The following is a 20,585-nucleotide window of genomic DNA, read 5'->3' on the forward strand; positions in this document are numbered from 1 at the left end:
AAATATAAGTATGCCCTCGTTTTGCCGTTGGCGGTTTTACCGCCCAACACCAATCAAACGAATTAAGTGTGGATACCGTCTTATGGAGCAAAACCCGCAGTCACAGCTGAAGCTTCTTGTCCAACGTGGTAAGGAGCAAGGCTATCTGACCTATGCCGAGGTCAATGACCATCTGCCGGAAGATATCGTCGATTCAGATCAAATCGAAGACATCATCCAAATGATCAATGACATGGGTATTCAGGTGATGGAAGAAGCACCTGATGCCGATGATCTGCTGCTTGCTGAAACCTCCAACAGCACCGATGAAGACGCGGAAGAAGCGGCTGCCCAGGTTCTGTCCAGCGTTGAGTCCGAAATCGGTCGTACAACTGACCCGGTCCGCATGTACATGCGTGAAATGGGTACCGTTGAACTGTTAACCCGCGAAGGCGAAATCGACATCGCTAAACGCATCGAAGACGGGATTAACCAGGTTCAATGCTCCGTTGCCGAATACCCGGAAGCTATCACCTACCTGCTTGAGCAGTACGATCGCGTAGAAGCTGAAGAAGCACGTCTTTCCGATCTGATCACTGGCTTTGTCGATCCAAACGCGGAAGAAGACATGGCGCCCACGGCGACCCACGTCGGTTCTGAACTCTCTCAGGAAGAGATGGATGACGATGAAGACGAAGATGAAGAAGATGGCGACGACGACAGCAGCGATGACGACAACAGCATCGACCCTGAGTTAGCGCGTGAAAAATTCGGTGAACTGCGTACTCAGTACGAAATCACTCGCGACACCATCAAAGCGAAAGGCCGCAGCCATGCTGCCGCGCAGGAAGAAATTCAGAAGCTGTCCGAAGTGTTCAAACAGTTCCGCCTGGTGCCGAAGCAGTTCGACTACCTGGTAAACAGCATGCGCGTCATGATGGACCGCGTGCGTACTCAGGAACGTCTGATCATGAAGCTCTGCGTTGAGCAGTGCAAAATGCCGAAGAAAAACTTCATCACCCTGTTCACTGGCAACGAAACCAGCGAAACCTGGTTCAACGCGGCAATCGCGATGAACAAACCGTGGTCTGAAAAACTGCACGATGTGGCAGATGACGTTCACCGCGGCCTGCAGAAACTGCAGCAGATTGAAGAAGAAACCGGCCTGACCATCGAGCAGGTTAAAGATATCAACCGTCGCATGTCCATCGGTGAAGCGAAAGCCCGCCGTGCGAAAAAAGAGATGGTTGAAGCGAACTTACGTCTGGTTATCTCTATCGCTAAAAAATACACCAACCGTGGCCTGCAGTTCCTGGATCTGATTCAGGAAGGTAACATCGGTCTGATGAAAGCGGTTGATAAGTTTGAATACCGTCGTGGTTACAAGTTCTCCACCTATGCAACCTGGTGGATCCGTCAGGCGATCACCCGTTCGATCGCGGATCAGGCGCGTACCATCCGTATCCCGGTACATATGATTGAGACTATCAACAAGCTCAACCGTATCTCCCGTCAGATGCTGCAAGAGATGGGCCGCGAGCCTACGCCGGAAGAACTGGCTGAACGCATGCTGATGCCGGAAGACAAGATCCGTAAAGTGCTGAAGATCGCTAAAGAGCCTATCTCCATGGAAACGCCGATCGGCGACGATGAAGATTCGCATCTGGGTGATTTCATCGAGGATACCACCCTCGAGCTGCCGCTGGACTCTGCGACTACCGAGAGCCTGCGTGCCGCAACGCACGACGTTCTGGCTGGCCTGACCGCCCGTGAAGCGAAAGTTCTGCGTATGCGTTTCGGTATCGATATGAACACCGACCACACGCTGGAAGAAGTCGGTAAACAGTTCGACGTTACCCGTGAACGTATCCGTCAGATCGAAGCGAAAGCGCTGCGTAAACTGCGCCACCCGAGCCGCTCTGAAGTACTGCGTAGCTTCCTCGACGATTAATCGTTTCTGTTATTAAGAAGCTCCCTCCGGGGAGCTTTTTTTTTGGGATTTTCCGCAGTGTACAAAAATTGGTAGGGGGCATTGCCTATACATGCAATTGCAAATGATATTTATTTTCATTATCATTTTCTTTTCGTAAACAACTGTAAAGAAAAATGACATGAATTTAAAAACATTAAAAAATCAGTCCCTCTGCGCGCTTGCGATTTCACTGGCACTTTATACCGGTTCAGCCCTGGCAAAAGACTTTACTGAGGATCAGTTCGCCTCTCAGACGCTTGGTCATGGCGTTTACGAACTGGCTTATGACGCCGGACAACAGGCTATCTATGCAGCCTCTGCCCCCTCTTTCGACAAAGATAAAACCGCCGGTGAAGTGTTCCTGTTTTCAACTGAATCATTAAAAGTCGATGAGCGGATCGCCACCGAACGCCGTCCTTTTGCGGTCTCACTGGATGAACCTAACCACATTCTCTGGCTAGGTAATGCGCTGGATGGCTCACTGACCCTGCTGGATACCCGCACCCATAAAGAAGTGAAAATGCTTCAGCTTGCAGACGAAGAAAATAAAGCCCACGTTCGTGAAGTGGTGCTCGACAAGAAGCACCACCGTCTGTATGTCTCCGGTATTGGCAGTGAAAATAAAGGTGTGCTGTGGGTTGTCGACACGCATAACCAGAAACTATTACACGCCCTCAAAGGGATGGATCCGGTCGGTTTCGCCGTTGATGAAGCTGGCGATAAAGTTTACGCCGTCACTGGCAAAGGCGAACTTGTTACCCTGGATGGCAAAACGTCGCAGGTTCTGTCGCGTGTGAAGGTTGACCCCTCCGAGCCGAAGCATTACTTCCTGAACATCGCGTTGAACACGGCCAAAGGCATCGGATTTATCGCCGATACCAACACCGCCGACGTGCTGGTAGTCCAACTGGACAGCGGTAAAATTGTTCACCGCGTTCCCACGCCAAACTCTATCGCTGCGGTCTATAACCCTGCCCGCAACGAAGTGTATGTTACCCATCGCAATGCCCGTCAGATTAGCGTTATCGATGCCAACACTTACAGCCTGAAGCACACCATCAAAACGGCAGCAATGCCAAACAGCATGGTGCTTTCTCCTGACAGCAAAACGCTCTTCGTTAGCGTGAAGCAGGATGAAAAAGCCAACAAGGCTGACTATGTACTCAAGCTCGATTTAACCCAGTTCTGAGGAATGCGTTGTGATTAACCAGACTCGTACCGCGCTGGCGATTTCGCTCGCCCTTGCCAGCTTCCCGGCGACCGTTTTCGCCGAAGAAACCACACCAGATAATGAAGATCAACTGGTGGTCACCGCCACCGGTTTCGCACAGGAACGCCGTGAGGCACCGGCGACCATCTCCGTCGTCGGCGAGAAAGAACTGAACACCCGCTCTAACCAGAACGTCACCGAAGCCCTTCGCGAGATGCCCGGCGTATTGGTGGGTAATGGCAACGGTAGCCTTGCCACAGGCGATGTGCAGATGCGCGGAATGGACTCGACCTATACCTCCTACATGGTCAACGGCATCAAACAAGGCACCCGCGAATCGCGTCCTTACGGACACCATATCGGGACAGAGGCTGCCTTTTTACCGCCACTTGCTGCTATCGAGCGAATAGAGGTGATTCGCGGACCGATGTCCTCACTGTATGGCTCTGACTCCATCGGCGGCGTGGTCAACGTCATCACCAAAAAAGGCTACAACCTCGATAAATGGACGGGTGTGCTGGAAGATAACTACTTCCTGCAAGAGAAGAGCGAGTACGGTAACACCAACCAGACTAATGTCTTCCTGATGGGGCCAATTATCCCCAGCAAGCTCGGGGTGAGCGTAGCGGCGGATTATCTTGATCGCCGTGATGACGACAGCATCTCCGATGAGCGCTTTGTGAAGCACCAGGCTGGCAATCTGGATGCCACCATCAACATGTCGCCGACCGACACCCAACTGTGGGATTTGAACGTCGTCAAAGGGCATCAGGTAAAATCACACAATGATAAAGCCTGGCAATGGGACTTTGACCGCGATGCCGCTTCACTTGCGCAGCATGCCTGGTACGGCGACGATCTGCTGGAAGTGAAGAACTTCATCAGCTACGAAAACGCTAAAACCGAGTATCGTGTGCCGGGCATGAGTTCGCAGTTCATTAAGCAGAAAAACTATGAAGCCAACAGCGCGAACACCTTTACGCTGGGCGACCATAAGCTGACGCTGGGGATCAACTTCACCCGTAATGAACTGGACGACACTTTCGGCATCGAAAACAAAGAAGTGCCGGGCATAACGCCAGTCAGCAAGATCACCCGTGACGGCTGGGCCATCTTCGCGGAAGATGCCTGGATGATGGTTCCGGACTTCACCCTCACCACCTCGGCGCGTCTCGATCACGACAGCTACTTTGGCTACCACGTCACGCCAAAACTCTACGGTAACTGGACGATTGACGAAAGCTGGGCGCTGAAGGGCGGCGTATCGGCGGGCTATAAAAAACCGGACCTGCGTGAGAACAATGAAGGTTTCACCAGCGTCTACGGTTCGTATCCGTATTCCTTCATTGGGATCGGTAACGATGACCTGAAACCTGAGCAGAGCGTCAACACCGAGCTGGGCGTCTACTGGCAACAGGACACACTGGCACTGGATGCAACCGTGTTCTTTACCAAATTCAAGGACAAGATCAGCGACTACACCATCTGTACCGCAACGGCCACGCAGAAGTGTATTTACAACGGGTATGAAGTGGAAGAAGTCTCGCAGTATTTCAACGTCAGCGACGCGGAAATCTATGGCCTGGAGCTGAACGGCGACTGGCAGGTCACTACCGCGCTGAAAGCGAACGCGAACTACACCTATACCCACAGCGAGCAAAAGAGTGGTCAGTACAAGGGAGAGGCACTGAACGAGTTCCCGACGAGCATGGCCAACCTGTCTCTGACATGGAATGCACTTAACGATCTTGAACTGTGGAGCAAAGCCAGCTGGCGCAGCAATACGCCTGACATCGGCAAATCAACGTCAACCGACGCCTATGCGCTGGTCGATTTAGGGGCACGCTACCATCTCAACAAGAGCATCACATTGATGGCGGGGGTTTATAACCTGTTCGACGTGAACCCAATCTACAAAACGTCCTATAACCAGTCTTCCATCCTGGAAGGACGCCGCTACAACATGGGCGCACGCTTCGAGTTCTGACAGTGACGCCGGAGCCTAAGGCTCCGGCAGTTACAGGCCGCGCGCCTTCAACGCCACATTCACTTCCCGATACGCCTCTACCAGTTTATCCAGCGTGATCCGGCTTAACCCGCTGGGATTCGGCAATACCCATATTTGCGTCGCGCCAATGGTCAGCGTCTGTTTTCCCCACTGCGCCCCACGCTGGCTAAGCCCCTGCTCAAATGCCTGCTTCCCGAGGATAGCGAGCGCGGCTGGCTGATACTCTTCTATTTTCTCAATAAGCAGACGACCTCCGCTACGCATCTCTTGTAGCTTCACTTCATTGGCTTGTACCGTTGGTCTGTCGACAAACTTAGTCACGCCGCAGCGGAAATCCAGCAGATGCTGTGCCTCTTCAGGTTTAAGCTGGCGATCGGTGAACCCCGCCTGATAGATAACCTTCCAGAAGCGATTAGCGGGGTGTGCAAAGGGAAATCCTGTACCTGCAGAAGATAACCCCGGATTGATGCCGCAAAATACCACCCGCAGCCCCGGTGCCAGTATGTCCTTAACCATAATTACTCCGAACAATACATCAGAGGAACAAGTATAACGGACTGAAAATACATTGTTTATAAAAACAGCATCCGTACGCTTATGTCTGGATTGCAACGCGGAGTTACTTTATAATCCACCGCCACGGCCCCTTAGCTCAGTGGTTAGAGCAGGCGACTCATAATCGCTTGGTCGCTGGTTCAAGTCCAGCAGGGGCCACCAAATTTCAAGGACTTGCGAGAAATCGCAGGTCCTTTTTGTTATTGGACATATATGCAATTGTTGGCAAAGCCAATAATTGGATGGCTCTGGATGCGTAGCGGGGGATGGCGTGGGAATAAGGATATATCACGCGATACGCCAGCCCATATCGCTGGCATTCCATTTGGACGCCGCCATCCCGAGATGGAAACGTCCGTTAGAGTTTGATTCGATAGTCAGCTCACACTAGCTCTTTGAGCTGCTCCTGCATATAGGTTGAAAAATACTCTGGGTTCTTGATAAGGATGCGGTTACCGGAGGCAACTTTTTCTGCCCATCCGGCCACTTTTTTCGTGAACTCGGGATTCCATCCCTCCTGCTCACCCCGTGCCATCACAACTTCCGGACTCGCTGGCACACCTAAGTCATGCAAATACTTTAAGATTCCCTTAGCGGTGCTTTCATCCATTGAATGGGGTACTGACGCCGAAGTGTTCATACCACCAATAAAATCCAATGCTTTCTCAATTGCTGTTGGCATGCTCTTATCCTTAAAATTAACCACGTGAGAGACACATTTATACTATGTACCCAACTCCGCCGGGATATCAAAGAGAACATCGCCTTTATTTGACTTACCCCGCAGCTAAACGCTTGCGCGACTGTTTTCTGCGCTATTTTTTTGCATCTCCGGCTAAAACCAGTCCGGTTGCCACCGCATTACGCGGCCCTTCGGTACCTCGAATATTGCCCTGCCCGGCGACAACGCCGTAATGCGCCAGCGCATCGGTGATCATCTGTGGGATTTCGAAATCCAGCGAAGAACCGCCTACCAGCACCACAAAAGTCATATCGCGAATAGATCCACCAGGTGACACCTGGCGTAACGCGCGCAGGCAGTTGGTCACAAAAACCTTCTCTTTGGCCTGTCGGCGCACCAGACGTATTTTTTCCAGCGAGGTCTGGTTATCTACCGGGATAAGCTCGCCCTCTTTCAAATACACAACTTTGGCAAACACCGACGGGCTGAGCGGTTCGCGGAAAAACTCTACCGCGCCGTTCTCATGGCGAATGCTGAACAGGCTCTCCACTTTTGCCAGCGGGTATTTTTTAATTTCCTCCGCCAGAAATGCATCGCTTAAGCCCAGCTCTGTTTGAATCAACAGGCTGACCATATTCCCCGCCCCGGCCAGATGTACCGCTTTCACTATGCCATCGCTATTGATGACGGCTGCATCGGTAGATCCTGCGCCTAAATCGAGGATTGCCAGCGGCGCAGCGCATCCAGGTGTTGTTAACGCCCCCGCTACAGCCATGTTAGCCTCCACGCCACCAACTTCAACCGGCGTGTTTAACCGGGCACTCAGCTCACTGGCGATGGCCTGCATCTGTAAGCGATCGGCTTTCACCATCGCCGCAATGCCCACGGCGTTCTCCATTGAACACTCTCCGGCGATGCCGCCCTGCACCTTACGCGGAATAAATGTATCGACCGCCAACAGATCCTGAATATGCACCGTGTTCATGTCATGACCGGTCAGCGAGGCCATCACCTTTCGCACCCGCTCCAGCATGCCGCCTGCGTGCGTACCAGCTTCCCCGGCAATATCGCGCACGGGCGCGCAGGCGCTCATCGCCTGCATAATGGCCTGCGCGCCTTGCGCTACGTCGGCTTCACCGCCACGCTTTTCACCACGGATAAAGATCTTACCCGCCGGGATCACTCTTGATTGCACATCGCCCTGCGGGGTTTTCAGCACCACGGCGGAACGGTTGCCAATCAGCGCTCTGGCGATGGGGACGATAGTTTGCGTTTCCTCGGGCGTCAGGGCAAAGAAGGTCGCAATGCCGTAAGGGTTCGACAGCACCCGCACCACCTGTCCTGGGGCCGCCACTTCCACCGCCGCCAGCACACCTTCCGGCACCTTCTCCAGCAGAGTGACTTCATCAACCACCGGCATTGGCCGATGCAGGCGATTATTCACCAGCACCCCATCATCTTTTTTCAGGATGGCCGCCACCACATTGACGCCGCGATCCAGCGCTTCATTGATAAACCAAACCGCCTCAAGGAAATCCATCTCCTCACCTACCAACGGGATCCAGCCCTGGGCAAATCGATCCTCGCTCAACGCCGCCAACTTCTCCACGGCGATGGTGGTTCCCATGCCCACGCCAACGCCACCGGGCGTTTGCGGGTTATGGCCAATCATCGTCGATTCGGTAATGATGGTTTCAGTGATGGTTTCCATCGCCACATCGCCAATCACCGGTGCGGCCTCGTTGATGCAAATTTTTGCTACGTCCTGCAGCGACCACGGCGTGTTATTCAGCGCCTGCTGCAGGGATGCGACTACCCCGGCGATATTATCCCGCGTGCCTTTCATACCGGTCGTGGCGACAATCCCGCTGCCGATAAACCGGCCATCCTGCGCCAACGCCACTTCGGTGGTGGCGTTGCCGATATCGATCCCTGCAATTAACGGCATGCTGCCTCCGTCACTGGCTGCCTTTACGCAGCTTATTTCTCTGCTGATATACCTCTGCCGATTCGCGGACAAACCCGGCGTTCACCGTGGCATGCCATGTGTGTTCCAGTTCATCGGCAATGGCCTGCAACTCGGCGAACGAAGAACGAAACGGTCGCAGCGCGTTGTAGACCTCCAGAATGCGGGCATCCGGAATCGCAATCAGTTCTGCCGCACGACGAAAATTGCGCGCCACGGCATGACGCTGCATCTGCTCAGCAATCTGCGCCTGGTACTCCAGCGTTTGCTGAGAAATACGCACATCCTGCGGTCCTACGCGGCCCGCCAGCACATTCTCAAGAGTAATGTCGGTTAGCGGCTTGCCGGTAGGCGTCTGGATTTTCTCCGGGCAGCGGGTCGCTAATGGGTAATCCTGCGCAGTCATGATGTTGTCGTTCATGGTCATTCCCTTACCAGTGCAATATGCAACGTGACAGGCGCAGCATCCTGCACCACGTGTTTGGTTTCTTTGATATGAAACAGCGCGGCCTTGGCCATAAATTTAGGGCGCACCATCTGGTCATTGACCACTGGCACCGGCGAAGGCGACTCTTTGCGTGCATATCGCGCGGCGTTTTTACCAATCTGACGATAGGTTTCCAGCGTCAGCAGCGGAGCCTGAGAGAACAGCTCGAGGTTGCTTAACGGCAGCAGATCGCGCTGATGAATCACCGTGGTTCCTTTCGACTGGATGCCAATCCCGATGCCTGAGCCGCTGAGATTTGCCGCATCCCATGCCATAAAAGAAACATCCGAGGTGCGCAGGATCCTTACTACCCGCGCATGTAATCCCTCTTCTTCGATGCCAGCAACCAGCTCTTTCAGAATCGCGTTGTGAGGCATATCAATCAGGGTTTTATGCTGGTGCTTGCCAAAGGCCGGGCCGACGCCAATCACCACTTCATCCACGCGTTCATCCGCGTTAGCCGCCTCGCCTTCGCTCACCTGTAAGGTGAAAACCGGCTTACGTTCAGTTGTGCATTCCACAGTGTTCCGCCTTATTCGATCGAGCCGGGCTGAACCACGCCCGCAATATTTTTAATTTCCGCCCAGCGTTCGGCACTGATGCGATATCCGGTACCAGGTCCCTGATAATCATTGATGTCGTTGACGGCGCTGACGACGTCGAACTGGCGATCCAGAATGGCCGACGTTTGCAGGTAATCACCAGTAACACGCTGTCTCAGCATATTGAGGATATTGCTGGCGATATCTTCAAAACCGATGCAACTCAACGCGCCGACGATATCCAGCCCGGTGATATTACGCTTCATCATCTCTTCCACGGCCGCCAGATCCTCCACTACATTGCGCGCAGGCATATCTTTGCTGCCGTGAGCATAAGTAGCGGCTTCCACTTCTTCATCGCTAATCAGCGGCAGGCCCAGTTCGCGGAACACCGCCTGAATGGCGCGTGCAGCCTTATTGCGTATAGCGATGGTTTCTTCTTCAGTCACCGGACGCAGACCGCCGTCAACCATCAGATCGCGTTGCAGGATGTTGTAATCATCGAAGTCTTCAGCGTCGAAGTTCGACCCGGCAAACATGTTGTCGTAGTTGGGTACCGCGCTGTAACCGGAGAAAATAAAATCGGTACCCGGCAGCATCTGCATCAGGGTGCGGGCTGTACGGCGAATATCGGAGTGAGAAAAGGTCTGGTCATTGGCGGAGGCCACTTCAAGGTCGAGCATTGAGGCAATCATGTTTTCCGCCAGCACCGCGCGGATCCCCGAAGGCACAGCGCCGGTCATGCCGATACAGCTGACCGCACCGTTTTGCAGCCCCTGTACGCCCGCGCCTTTAGTGATAAAAATGCAGCGCGACTCCAGATATAGCATCGATTTACTTTCGGAATAGCCCATCAGCGCTTCCGAGCCAGTGCCGGAGGTGTAGCGCATCTTCAGGCCACGCGATGCATAAGCCGAGGCGAGAAACGCTTTGGACCACGGCGTGTCATCACCGTCGGTAAACACCGATTCTGTGCCATACACCGACACCGTTTCGGCATAACTGGTTAGCCCACGCATGCCCAGCTCCAGCTCCGTGGCCTCTTCAACGGAACATTGCGTCAGCACACCAGGACGACCGCACTGGGAACCCACCAGCAGCGCCAGGGCGTTAAACGGCGCGTAGCGGGCGATCCCGACCGTCGTTTCTTGCTCGGAAAAGCCACGGATCCCCGCTTCAGCAGCGTCGGCGGCAATCTGTACCGGGTTATCTTTCAGGTTGGTTACGTGGCACTGGTTGGAGGGCGTGCGTCTGGCACGCATTTTTTGCAGCGCCATCATCATCTCCACCACGTTCATTTTCGCCATCACTTCCACCGCTTTCGCCGGGGTGATGGCGGTGGTAATGGCAATAATCTCTTCCCGACTGACGTGGATATCCACCAGCATTCTGGCGATCTCCAGCGCGTCGAGCTGCATGGCGCGCTCGGCCTCAGCCACGTTAATGGCGTAGTCGGCAATGAAACGGTCAATCATGTCGAACTCGGCGCGGCTCTTACCGTCCAGCTCAACAATACGACCATTTTCCACCTTCACCGACGACGCTGGATCGTAGGGGCTTTCCATGGCGATCAGCCCCTCTTCAGGCCATTCGCCAATCAGCCCATCCTGATTTACAGGCCGCTTCGCAAGTACTTCGAATCGTTTTGATCTTCTCATGATTTATTGACTCAAAAGATAAAAAATAGGGACGCCGGGCCGCATTGCCGGGGACACAACACCCGTCATTCGCCTTTCATCAGCAATGGTCGAACTCTAAATGAGCAGAACAATAAAAAAAATAAAATTAATTTCGTTCCAATTTGGTACCTAATAAAAACGCATCGTTTCATATTGAAACGCAATTCAGGAATATCCATCGTGAATTGTGACGAGGTTAAATGATCATTATCAATAAACGCAAAACCGGGAAGGTGAATTTAATATCTTTGAAATTTTCGCCCTATTGACTTAATAACGCACGGCGAGAAAATAAGGTAAAGCCAATGATAAAAATAGCTGTTGCGCGATATGTTTCGTGACCTCAGCCCTACAACATTTTCAGGAGAAACTGTGAATAAGAGCCAACAAATTGCCACCATTACGCTGGCGGCTGCAAAAAAAATGGCGCAGGCCGTTGAGGCTAAAGCGCTTGAGATCAGCGTTCCGGTGGTCTTTTCCGTGGTGGATCGCGGTGGGAATACGCTGCTAATGCAACGCATGGACGATGCGTTTGTCACCAGCTGTGATATCTCTCTTAATAAAGCGTATACCGCCTGCTGCCTGCGCCAGGGTACCCATGAAATTACCGACGCGGTACAACCTGGTGCTTCGCTATATGGTTTGCAGCTTACCAACCAACAGCGCATTGTTATTTTCGGCGGCGGTTTACCCGTTATATTAAACGGTGAATTAATTGGTGCCGTTGGCGTTAGTGGCGGCACCGTGGAACAAGACAGATTATTAGCAGAAACCGCACTGAATTGTTTCTCTGAATTATAATTTAAATCTAAGAAGGTATATTATGAGCTATCGTATGTTTGATTACCTGGTGCCAAATGTGAACTTCTTTGGCCCCAATGCTATTTCCGTTGTCGGCGAACGCTGCAAACTGTTAGGCGGTAAAAAAGCGCTGCTGGTTACTGATAAAGGTCTGCGGGCCATTAAAGACGGCGCGGTAGATAAAACCCTCGCCCATTTACGTGAAGCGGGCATTGACGTGGTGGTTTTTGATGGCGTTGAACCTAACCCCAAAGACACCAACGTGCGTGACGGTCTGGAAGTCTTTCGCAAAGAGCATTGCGATATCATCGTTACCGTCGGTGGCGGTAGCCCGCATGACTGCGGTAAAGGCATCGGTATCGCAGCAACTCACGAAGGCGATCTCTACAGCTATGCCGGGATTGAAACCCTGACCAACCCGCTGCCGCCGATCGTTGCGGTAAATACCACTGCCGGTACCGCCAGCGAAGTCACCCGCCACTGCGTGCTGACCAATACAAAAACCAAAGTGAAGTTTGTGATTGTCAGTTGGCGCAACCTGCCGTCGGTCTCCATTAACGATCCGCTGCTGATGCTCGGCAAACCCGCCCCGCTGACCGCCGCGACGGGTATGGACGCCCTGACCCACGCCGTAGAAGCCTATATTTCCAAAGATGCCAACCCGGTCACCGACGCTGCCGCTATTCAGGCTATTCGCCTGATCGCACGCAACTTGCGTCAGGCCGTAGCGCTGGGCAGCAACCTGAAAGCTCGCGAGAATATGGCCTACGCCTCCCTGCTGGCAGGTATGGCTTTCAACAACGCCAACCTCGGCTACGTTCACGCGATGGCGCATCAACTTGGCGGTCTGTACGACATGCCGCACGGCGTGGCGAATGCCGTACTGCTGCCGCACGTGGCGCGCTATAACCTGATCGCTAACCCGGAAAAATTTGCCGACATTGCAGAGTTTATGGGAGAAAACACTGACGGACTTTCCACCATGGATGCCGCAGAACTGGCCATTCACGCCATTGCTCGTCTCTCTGCTGACATCGGCATTCCGCAGCATCTGCGCGATCTGGGTGTCAAAGAAGCCGATTTCCCGTACATGGCGGAAATGGCGCTGAAGGACGGCAACGCCTTCTCTAACCCGCGCAAAGGGAACGAGAAAGAAATTGCCGAGATCTTCCGTCAGGCATTCTGATAGTACAGGGGGCGCAATGTCACTTTCATCACCGGGCGTACATCTGTTTTATCACTCGCGCTGGCAGGATACTCGCGTGCTTGATGAGCTGTGCTGGGGACTGGAAGAGCAAGGCGTCCCTTGTCGGGCAATCTGTTGCAACGAGCATGACTGCGCACTGGCATTGAGCAAACTTGCGGCCAAAAGCTCAACGCTACGTGTCGGTCTGGGTCTTAACGCCACGGGTGATATTGCTTTAACCCACGCCCAGTTGCCCGAGGATCGGGCGCTGATCCGTGGTCATATCACCGCCGGAATTGCGCAGATCCGCACGCTTGGCGCCAATGCTGGTCAACTGGTCAAAGTGCTTCCCTTCAGCGAGATAAAATAAATGTACCGCATCTACACCCGAACCGGCGATAAAGGCACGACCGCACTGTTTGGCGGCAGCCGTATCGACAAAGACGACATCCGCGTTGAGGCCAATGGCACGGTGGATGAACTGATTTCCCAACTTGGCGTCTGCTATGCCAGCACGCGTCAGGCCGGGCTACGCCAGGATCTGCACGCCATACAGAAAATGCTGTTTGTTCTGGGTGCGGAACTCGCCAGCGATGAGAAAGGACTCGCTCGCTTACAACAGCGTATTGGTGAAGAGGATACTCAGGCGCTGGAGCAGCTTATTGACCGTAATATGGCGCAAAGCGGCCCGCTCAAAGAGTTTGTTATTCCGGGGAAAAATCTCGCATCGGCACAGCTACACGTTGCGCGAACCCTGACGCGCCGACTGGAGCGGGTCCTCATCGCGATGAGCAGATCGCTAACGTTACGCGATGAACCCAGGCGTTATATCAACCGACTGTCAGACGCGCTGTTCTCGATGGCGAGAATTGAAGAAACTAGTCCAGATGCTTGCGCTTAAACTGGCTGGCATCAATGTCGTACTGCTTCATCTTGCGCCACAAGGTAGTGCGACCGATATTCAACAGTTGCGACATCTCCTGCACGCGCCCGCTGGTGACGCGGGCAGCATGGATAATCGCCTCTTTTTCAATAGCGGTAAACGTCAGACTAGCAGGCAGCAGTGAAGACGCCGTCTCCAGACCCGGACGTTCGGCAAACAAATAATCCGGTAGATTGCTCAGCCGAATATGGCCGTTATCACTGCTGATGGCGATGTTTTCGATAATGCTGTTCAGCTCAAAGTCATTGCCCGGCCACGAATAAGCCACCAGTTGCGCCAGCGCGTCGTCGTCGATCTTCAAACTGTATGAAAAGCGTTTTTTCAGGCTATTCAGCCGCGTAAAAATCAGCGAGGGAATACTACTGCGCCGCGCCCGCAGCGGTGGGATCACTATCTCAAAAGAATGCAGCGCATAATACAGCTGACGGCTAAAGCGGTTTTGCTCCACCAGATTGGCGAGATCAACCGTGGTGGTGGCGATCACTTTGACATCCACCGGAATCAGCCGACGGGCATCCAGGCGGGTTAATACCCCCTGCTTGATCACCTGTAACAGCGCGGATTGCAGCTCCGGCGCCAGATATTCAATTTTTTCCAGAAACAGCGTGCCGCCGTTCGCCAGTTCAAGACGGCTCAACCGGCCATTTTCATCGTCGGTGGGCGCACTGCCCATAAAATCCTGCCCCAGTACGCTGTTGGCATACAGCTGACAGTTCACGGCGATATACGGCCCGCTGGCGCGCTCGCTTTCATTGTGGATGGCCTGACTCAGCAGCTCTTTACCAACACCCTCTTCCCCGCACAGCAGGATCGGGAAACTCCCCCTCGCTGCCTGGCGTCCAAAATGGATCAAGCGGCGGGTTTCCGGATCGTCAGTCGACATCTGCTCAAAGGTGTGGCTCACCTTGCCGAGCTGGCTGGTCATCAGCTGGCGCATTTGTTCCACCGGATGCAGTAGCAGAATAAAGCTGTTGCCCTGCTCCTCAACAATCGGCTTCAGGGTAATGACTGCATCAACAAACTGATGCTGGCTTTCAAAGGTAACTTCGACGTGATTCAGACCGCGGGCATGTTTGATCGCCCGGCGCAGCAGCATGGGGAGATTGAGCAGATCGTGAATGTTTTTCCCCTGACTGGCCTGCGCATCGAGATGCAAAAGCAGCGCCGCTCGCGCATTGAGGAACTGCAATACGCCCTGTTCATTCCAGGCCATCACACCATCATCCATACTCTCCAGCAGCCCGTACATCTGGTTCAGATGGCGGTTGGATTCAGCCAGCAGGCTGTCGGTCAGCAAAGAGTTGCCGACTTCTCTGGCAATCGCCAGCGTCAGGGATAAATCAGAAACGCACTCATGTTCCACCAGACAACACAGCGAAATGGAGCCGAACAGTCGACCATGGTTATCGAAGACCGGCGTCGAGCAGAACGACCACGGATGTAGCGCCTGTTTAAAATGCTGATCGCCAGAGGTTTTTGTCGGCTGACCCGGCATCGTCGCCAGCGACAGGGCACAACTGCCAATGATGCTTTCCGCACAGTAGCTGCCGTCACGAAACCCAAGCTCCGCCAGCTGTTCTACCGTCTGCGGATCGCCGCAACGGCTGAGAATACAGGCTGATTCATCCAGAATCAGCAGCGCGCACGGGCGGCCGTCCATAAACTCCCAGGCATCTTCCAGCGCAGCCTGAGCAATCGTCAGCAACGCCGTCTTGCGACGACAAATCGACTCAAAGGTCAGTCCCTGCGCCTGATGCGGCGCCTGCCAGGTTTCCCGCTGCATAAACTTGCTGCAACGATGCCATGACTGGGCAATGACTGAAGAGACTTCCTTCCCGATGCTATGCGTGTGCGCCGTCATATCCCTTTCCGCTGTTTAACCATAGACAACCCCTCCGGCAGAAACTGTCAGAGGGGGAGAAGATGCCGGATAACAACCTACCGACGACTGATTAACGCGCCAACCACTGCTGTCCCAGCAGATCTGCCGTCAAGATAGCGGCATGTACGCTTTCAGGCGTTACCGGGAACGGCATATTGTGGATGGTTTCACCTTCTGCGCAGGTCGCTTTCGCCACGGCCATGATCTTGCCGTCAACGTCTTCTTTCACGCCCATTTCCGCTAACGTTACCGGCAGGCCTACTTTCTGACAGAAATTCAGCACGGTTTCGATCTCTTCCATCGGGCTGTTTTGCAGCACCAGTTGCGCCAGCGTACCAAAGGCGACTTTTTCACCGTGGTACAAATGGTGGCACTCTTCCAGAATCGTAAAGCCGTTGTGGATCGCATGCGCCCCTGCAAGACCGCTGCTTTCAAAGCCGATGCCGCTGAGGTAAGTGTTAGCTTCGACAATACGCTCCAGCGCATCGGTCACCACGCCAGCCTGCGCAGCAAAGCGTGCCTTCTCGCCTTCCGCCAGCAGGGTATCATAGCACAAGCGCGCCAGGCTCAGCGCCGCCACGGTGGACTGTCCGCCCGCCATGCTGGTCGCTCTGGCGTCATAACAGGCTTTCGCTTCAAACCAGGTCGAGAGCGCATCGCCCATCCCGGCCACCAGCAGACGTACCGGCGCTTTGGCAATGATCGCAGTGTCCATCACCACCATATCCGGGTTTTTCGGGTAGATCAGATACTCTTCAAACTCACCGGCTTCGGTATAGATAACGGACAGCGCGCTGGTTGGCGCATCGGTAGACGCGATAGTCGGGATCACCACCACCGGCAGCTTCTGGTAGTAACCAATCGCTTTGGCGGTATCCAGCGTTTTCCCGCCGCCAATCCCAACCACGCCGCGACAACCGTGCTGTTTCAGAATGGCAATCAGTCGATTAATTTCAACATGGCTACATTCACCGTTAAAGCGTTCCGCATGGCAGCTAATGTCGTGGCTGTGCAGGCCGTTGAGTACTTTCTCTCCCGCCAGCTTCATCACGAAGTCATCCGCAATCACAAAAAAGCTGTCCGCCAGATTTTTAGCGTATTGACCAAACAAGGTGGAAGCGTCAGGACCCTGGAGATATTTGGCTGGAGATTGAATAACTTTTAGCATTCCTTTCATCCTCAAATAAGTACATGTTTTTACATGGTGAGCCCTGGCGTTAACCTGTTTGGCCTGATGCAGACGGCGAAAACGGGAGGTACCGGAGCGATGCAATAACTGTATGGCGAGGCGTGCACAAAAAAATCTTTCGTCTTTTTGTTCTGATATGAAACAGATAAAAACGGAGTACGTTCCATATTGGAACGCTTATCCACAAAAATGATAAGGTTTGCGATCCCGATCCGCTCATTTGCCACCAAATCTCCGGCACAGACGAATCTCACTTTCTTTTTTACCCACTCACTTGCCAAAAAACCGGCAAAAAAAGCCGACAGTGCCGTATCAGCTGCATTCATCGCGAGAGAAAAAAGTCGAGCGAGCTCGCATTGTGATCGTTCCTCGTTCTTTTCAGTTTCATTATGGAACAAAAAACAATGACAACGTTCCGTAATGAAACTCATTTTAACGTTGTTTTTTTCCGCGCTGACTTCGCCAGAATCTCTCTATCGCCTCCGTACCATGACCATGCTTCCGGGGGTTTGTCTTACACTCAACCTCAAGGAGCCGTTATGTCTCAATTCTTTTTTAATCAACGCACCCATCTCGTGAGCGACGTCATCGACGGTACGATTATCGCCAGCCCGTGGAATAACCTGGCGCGTCTGGAAAGCGATCCGGCCATTCGCATCGTGGTCCGTCGTGACCTCAACAAAAATAACGTGGCGGTAATTTCCGGCGGTGGTTCAGGGCACGAACCCGCGCACGTTGGGTTTATCGGTAAAGGTATGCTAACCGCTGCGGTTTGCGGCGACGTTTTCGCTTCCCCAAGCGTGGATGCGGTACTGACCGCCATCCAGGCGGTAACCGGTGAGGCGGGCTGTTTATTGATCGTGAAAAATTACACCGGTGACCGTCTTAATTTCGGTCTCGCCGCCGAGAAAGCCCGTCGCCTTGGTTACAACGTTGAAATGCTGATTGTTGGCGACGACATCTCCCTGCCTGATAACAAACACCCACGCGGCATTGCGGGAACCATCCTGGTGCATAAAATCGCAGGCTATTTTGCCGAACGCGGCTACAACCTCGCCACCGTCCTGCGTGAAGCGCAGTACGCGGCCAATAACACCTTCAGCCTGGGCGTTGCGCTTTCCAGCTGTCATCTGCCGCAAGAAGCCGACGCCGCCCCGCGTCATCATCCGGGCCACGCGGAACTGGGCATGGGCATTCACGGCGAACCAGGCGCATCGGTTATCGACACCCAGAACAGTGCGCAGGTGGTGAACCTGATGGTGGATAAACTGATGGCAGCCCTGCCTGAAACCGGCCGTCTGGCGGTGATGGTTAACAATCTTGGCGGCGTTTCCGTTGCCGAAATGGCCATCATTACCCGCGAACTGGCCAGCAGCCCGCTGCACCCGCGTATCGACTGGCTGATTGGCCCGGCCTCACTGGTCACCGCGCTGGATATGAAAGGCTTTTCACTGACGGCCATCGTGCTGGAAGAGAGCATCGAAAAAGCGTTACTCACCGAGGTGGAAACCAGCAACTGGCCGACGCCGGTCCCGCCGCGTGAAATCAGTTGTGTACCATCATCTCAGCGTAGCGCACGCGTGGAATTCCAGCCTTCGGCGAACGCCCTGGTGGCCGGGATTGTGGAACTAGTCACCACAACCCTTTCCGATCTGGAGACTCATCTTAATGCGCTGGACGCCAAAGTCGGCGATGGCGATACCGGTTCGACCTTTGCCGCTGGCGCGCGTGAAATTGCCAGTCTGTTGCATCGCCAGCAATTGCCGCTGGATAACCTTGCCACGCTGTTCGCGCTGATTGGCGAACGTCTGACCGTGGTGATGGGCGGTTCCAGCGGTGTACTGATGTCTATTTTCTTTACCGCTGCGGGGCAGAAACTGGAACAGGGAGCTAGCGTTGCCGAATCCCTGAATACGGGACTGGCGCAGATGAAGTTCTACGGCGGCGCAGACGAAGGCGATCGCACCATGATTGATGCGCTGCAACCGGCCCTGACTTCGCTGCTCACGCAGCCGCAAAATCTGCAGGCCGCATTCGACGCCGCGCAAGCGGGAGCCGAACGAACCTGTTTGTCGAGCAAAGCCAATGCCGGTCGCGCATCGTATCTCAGCAGCGAAAGCCTGCTCGGAAATATGGACCCCGGCGCGCACGCCGTAGCGATGGTGTTTAAAGCGCTGGCAGAGAGTGAGCTGGGATAAGCCATAAGTGCCTGATGCGCTGCGCTTATCAGGCCTACGAGTGCAAAGCTTTGTAGGCCGGATAAGGCAACGCCGACATCCGGCGGACGTTAACGATAAACGCGGATCCCGCCCTCTACGCCGCGGCTAAACAGCACCTGCCAAAGCTCAATATCTCTGGCGCGGAAAGCCCCTGCGCACGCGCATAAATAGTAATTAAACATTCTTCTGAAGGTGGCGGAATAACGTGATGACAGCTCCGGCCATGCCTGATTAAAGCGCTCATGCCAGGCCATCAGCGTTTTATCGTAATCGCTGCCGAAGTTATGCCAGTCTTCCATCACAAACCGTGATTCGCTGGCCTCGGCAATATGGGAAATCGCCGGTAAGCAGCCATTTGGGAAAATGTATTTATTGATCCACGGATCGACGCTCATCCCTTTTTTATTGCTACCAATGGTATGCAGCAGGAACAGTCCGTCTGGTTTTAAACAACGGTCGGCGATACTGAAATAGGTGTCGTAGTTTTTCGGCCCGACATGTTCAAACATCCCCACGGAGACAATGCGATCGTAGTGTTTATTAAGATCGCGATAATCCTGCAGCAGAATGTTAACGTCCAACCCTTCACAGCGCTGCTGCGCCATTTTCTGCTGCTCTTTGGAAATGGTAACGCCTTCTACTGCCACGCCATAATGACGCGCCGCATATTCCGCCAACCCGCCCCAGCCACAACCGATATCGAGTAAACGCATACCCGGTTTAAGCTGCAGCTTCTCGCAGATCATTTTTAATTTGGCATTTTGCGCATCGTTTAATGTGGTTGCATCTTTCCAGTAACCGCAGGAATATTGCATATGCGGATCAAGCATCAGCGCAAAGAGATCGTTACCAATATCATAATGCTCTTTACCGACGATCCATGCACGGCTACGTGACTGCAAATTAAACAGGCGCGCGCTGGCAATGCGTAAAATATCTTTCAGATTACCTGGCATCTGCTGGTCGAGTTTTGCTTTCAGGATTTTGCAGAACAGAATATCGAGCCGTTCGCAGTCCCACCAGCCTTCCATATAGCTTTCGCCAAGCCCTAATGAGCCTTGCTGCAATACTCGTTTAAAGAAACCGGTATGATGAAGTTGAATGTCCCAGGCGCGTGAGCCATTAATTCTGATATCCGCTTGTGAAAGCAGCTCTTTTCCCATTCGGGTCCAGTTATCATTTGTTTCATTGACGATGACAGCATCTGAACAAAGCGAGTTCATGGTATTTACCAAAAGTGGGCTAAAAATTATTACGCAAGATTATTATGGAAAAAAGAGTGTAT

General features: G+C 53.5%; 18 protein-coding genes and 1 tRNA gene. 9 read left to right on the top strand and 10 right to left on the bottom strand.

Features of this window, described 5'->3' with window-relative positions; genetic code table 11:
* Nucleotides 1-82 precede the first annotated feature (82 nt).
* The 3 genes from rpoD to C2U41_RS18920 all read left to right on the top strand — a co-directional run bounded on the left by rpoD (nt 83) and on the right by C2U41_RS18920 (nt 5,148).
* Nucleotides 83-1,930: an RNA polymerase sigma factor RpoD gene (gene rpoD / locus C2U41_RS18910; RefSeq protein WP_003024699.1), complete on the top strand. Its 1,848-nt coding sequence runs from the start codon at nt 83-85 to the stop codon at nt 1,928-1,930.
* 160 nt (nt 1,931-2,090) lie between these two features.
* On the top strand, nt 2,091-3,140 hold the full coding sequence (gene yncE / locus C2U41_RS18915; RefSeq protein ID WP_003846277.1) for a 7-bladed beta-propeller protein YncE: 1,050 nt from the start codon (nt 2,091-2,093) through the stop codon (nt 3,138-3,140).
* A gap of 10 nt (nt 3,141-3,150) precedes the next feature.
* Nucleotides 3,151-5,148 (top strand): TonB-dependent receptor domain-containing protein, encoded by a 1,998-nt coding sequence (locus C2U41_RS18920; RefSeq protein WP_103848569.1) that lies wholly within the window; start codon nt 3,151-3,153, stop codon nt 5,146-5,148.
* A 30-nt stretch (nt 5,149-5,178) separates the two neighbouring features.
* On the opposite strand, the gene mug is transcribed toward C2U41_RS18920, so the two are convergent.
* On the bottom strand, nt 5,179-5,685 hold the full coding sequence (gene mug / locus C2U41_RS18925; RefSeq protein ID WP_044700923.1) for a G/U mismatch-specific DNA glycosylase: 507 nt from the start codon (nt 5,683-5,685) through the stop codon (nt 5,179-5,181).
* A 125-nt stretch (nt 5,686-5,810) separates the two neighbouring features.
* Between mug and C2U41_RS18930 the strand changes: the two genes are divergently transcribed.
* Nucleotides 5,811-5,886: transfer RNA gene (locus tag C2U41_RS18930), tRNA-Ile, on the top strand.
* 220 nt (nt 5,887-6,106) lie between these two features.
* On the opposite strand, the gene C2U41_RS18935 is transcribed toward C2U41_RS18930, so the two are convergent.
* From C2U41_RS18935 to C2U41_RS18955, 5 genes are all read right to left on the bottom strand, one after another.
* A complete protein-coding gene (locus C2U41_RS18935) occupies nt 6,107-6,430 on the bottom strand; it encodes a DUF1889 family protein (protein ID WP_001573898.1) in 324 nt (107 codons plus the stop codon).
* A gap of 109 nt (nt 6,431-6,539) precedes the next feature.
* Entirely contained in the window at nt 6,540-8,354 is a 1,815-nt protein-coding gene (locus C2U41_RS18940; protein WP_044700926.1) for a diol dehydratase reactivase subunit alpha, read from the bottom strand.
* A 10-nt stretch (nt 8,355-8,364) separates the two neighbouring features.
* Nucleotides 8,365-8,793 (bottom strand): diol dehydratase small subunit, encoded by a 429-nt coding sequence (locus tag C2U41_RS18945; RefSeq protein WP_016151007.1) that lies wholly within the window; start codon nt 8,791-8,793, stop codon nt 8,365-8,367.
* Between the two features lie 2 nt (nt 8,794-8,795).
* Nucleotides 8,796-9,380, bottom strand: a complete 585-nt coding sequence (locus C2U41_RS18950) for a propanediol/glycerol family dehydratase medium subunit (protein WP_003024724.1) — start codon at nt 9,378-9,380, stop codon at nt 8,796-8,798.
* A gap of 11 nt (nt 9,381-9,391) precedes the next feature.
* On the bottom strand, nt 9,392-11,059 hold the full coding sequence (locus tag C2U41_RS18955; protein WP_103848568.1) for a propanediol/glycerol family dehydratase large subunit: 1,668 nt from the start codon (nt 11,057-11,059) through the stop codon (nt 9,392-9,394).
* Between the two features lie 393 nt (nt 11,060-11,452).
* On the opposite strand from C2U41_RS18955, the gene C2U41_RS18960 reads away from it, so the two are divergent.
* The 4 genes from C2U41_RS18960 to C2U41_RS18975 are packed head-to-tail and all read left to right on the top strand — an operon-like array spanning nt 11,453 to nt 13,968.
* Entirely contained in the window at nt 11,453-11,881 is a 429-nt protein-coding gene (locus tag C2U41_RS18960) for a GlcG/HbpS family heme-binding protein (protein ID WP_003846242.1), read from the top strand.
* Nucleotides 11,882-11,903: 22 nt separating this feature from the next.
* Entirely contained in the window at nt 11,904-13,067 is a 1,164-nt protein-coding gene (dhaT, locus tag C2U41_RS18965; RefSeq protein WP_003024734.1) for a 1,3-propanediol dehydrogenase, read from the top strand.
* Nucleotides 13,068-13,083: 16 nt separating this feature from the next.
* On the top strand, nt 13,084-13,437 hold the full coding sequence (locus tag C2U41_RS18970) for a glycerol dehydratase reactivase beta/small subunit family protein (RefSeq protein WP_003841450.1): 354 nt from the start codon (nt 13,084-13,086) through the stop codon (nt 13,435-13,437).
* A complete protein-coding gene (locus tag C2U41_RS18975; protein ID WP_103848567.1) occupies nt 13,438-13,968 on the top strand; it encodes a cob(I)yrinic acid a,c-diamide adenosyltransferase in 531 nt (176 codons plus the stop codon).
* On the opposite strand, the gene dhaR is transcribed toward C2U41_RS18975, so the two are convergent.
* From dhaR to C2U41_RS29790, 3 genes are all read right to left on the bottom strand, one after another.
* Nucleotides 13,946-15,871, bottom strand: coding sequence for a dihydroxyacetone kinase operon transcriptional regulator DhaR (dhaR, locus tag C2U41_RS18980; RefSeq protein ID WP_003841455.1), 1,926 nt, complete (start codon nt 15,869-15,871; stop codon nt 13,946-13,948). The genes C2U41_RS18975 and dhaR overlap by 23 nt on opposite strands.
* Nucleotides 15,872-15,962: 91 nt before the next feature.
* Nucleotides 15,963-17,060, bottom strand: a complete 1,098-nt coding sequence (locus C2U41_RS18985; RefSeq protein ID WP_003024745.1) for a glycerol dehydrogenase — start codon at nt 17,058-17,060, stop codon at nt 15,963-15,965.
* Nucleotides 17,061-17,089: 29 nt separating this feature from the next.
* Nucleotides 17,090-17,512, bottom strand: a complete 423-nt coding sequence (locus C2U41_RS29790; RefSeq protein ID WP_231385724.1) for a hypothetical protein — start codon at nt 17,510-17,512, stop codon at nt 17,090-17,092.
* A gap of 108 nt (nt 17,513-17,620) precedes the next feature.
* Here C2U41_RS29790 and C2U41_RS18995 point away from each other — a divergent pair, with 108 nt between their 5' ends.
* On the top strand, nt 17,621-19,279 hold the full coding sequence (locus tag C2U41_RS18995; RefSeq protein ID WP_003024748.1) for a glycerone kinase: 1,659 nt from the start codon (nt 17,621-17,623) through the stop codon (nt 19,277-19,279).
* An 89-nt stretch (nt 19,280-19,368) separates the two neighbouring features.
* On the opposite strand, the gene cfa is transcribed toward C2U41_RS18995, so the two are convergent.
* Nucleotides 19,369-20,523: a cyclopropane fatty acyl phospholipid synthase gene (cfa, locus tag C2U41_RS19000; protein ID WP_003846231.1), complete on the bottom strand. Its 1,155-nt coding sequence runs from the start codon at nt 20,521-20,523 to the stop codon at nt 19,369-19,371.
* Between the last annotated feature and the right edge of the window lie 62 nt (nt 20,524-20,585).

The organism is Citrobacter freundii complex sp. CFNIH4 (assembly GCF_002934505.1).
In the GTDB taxonomy this organism is placed as follows: domain Bacteria; phylum Pseudomonadota; class Gammaproteobacteria; order Enterobacterales; family Enterobacteriaceae; genus Citrobacter; species Citrobacter freundii.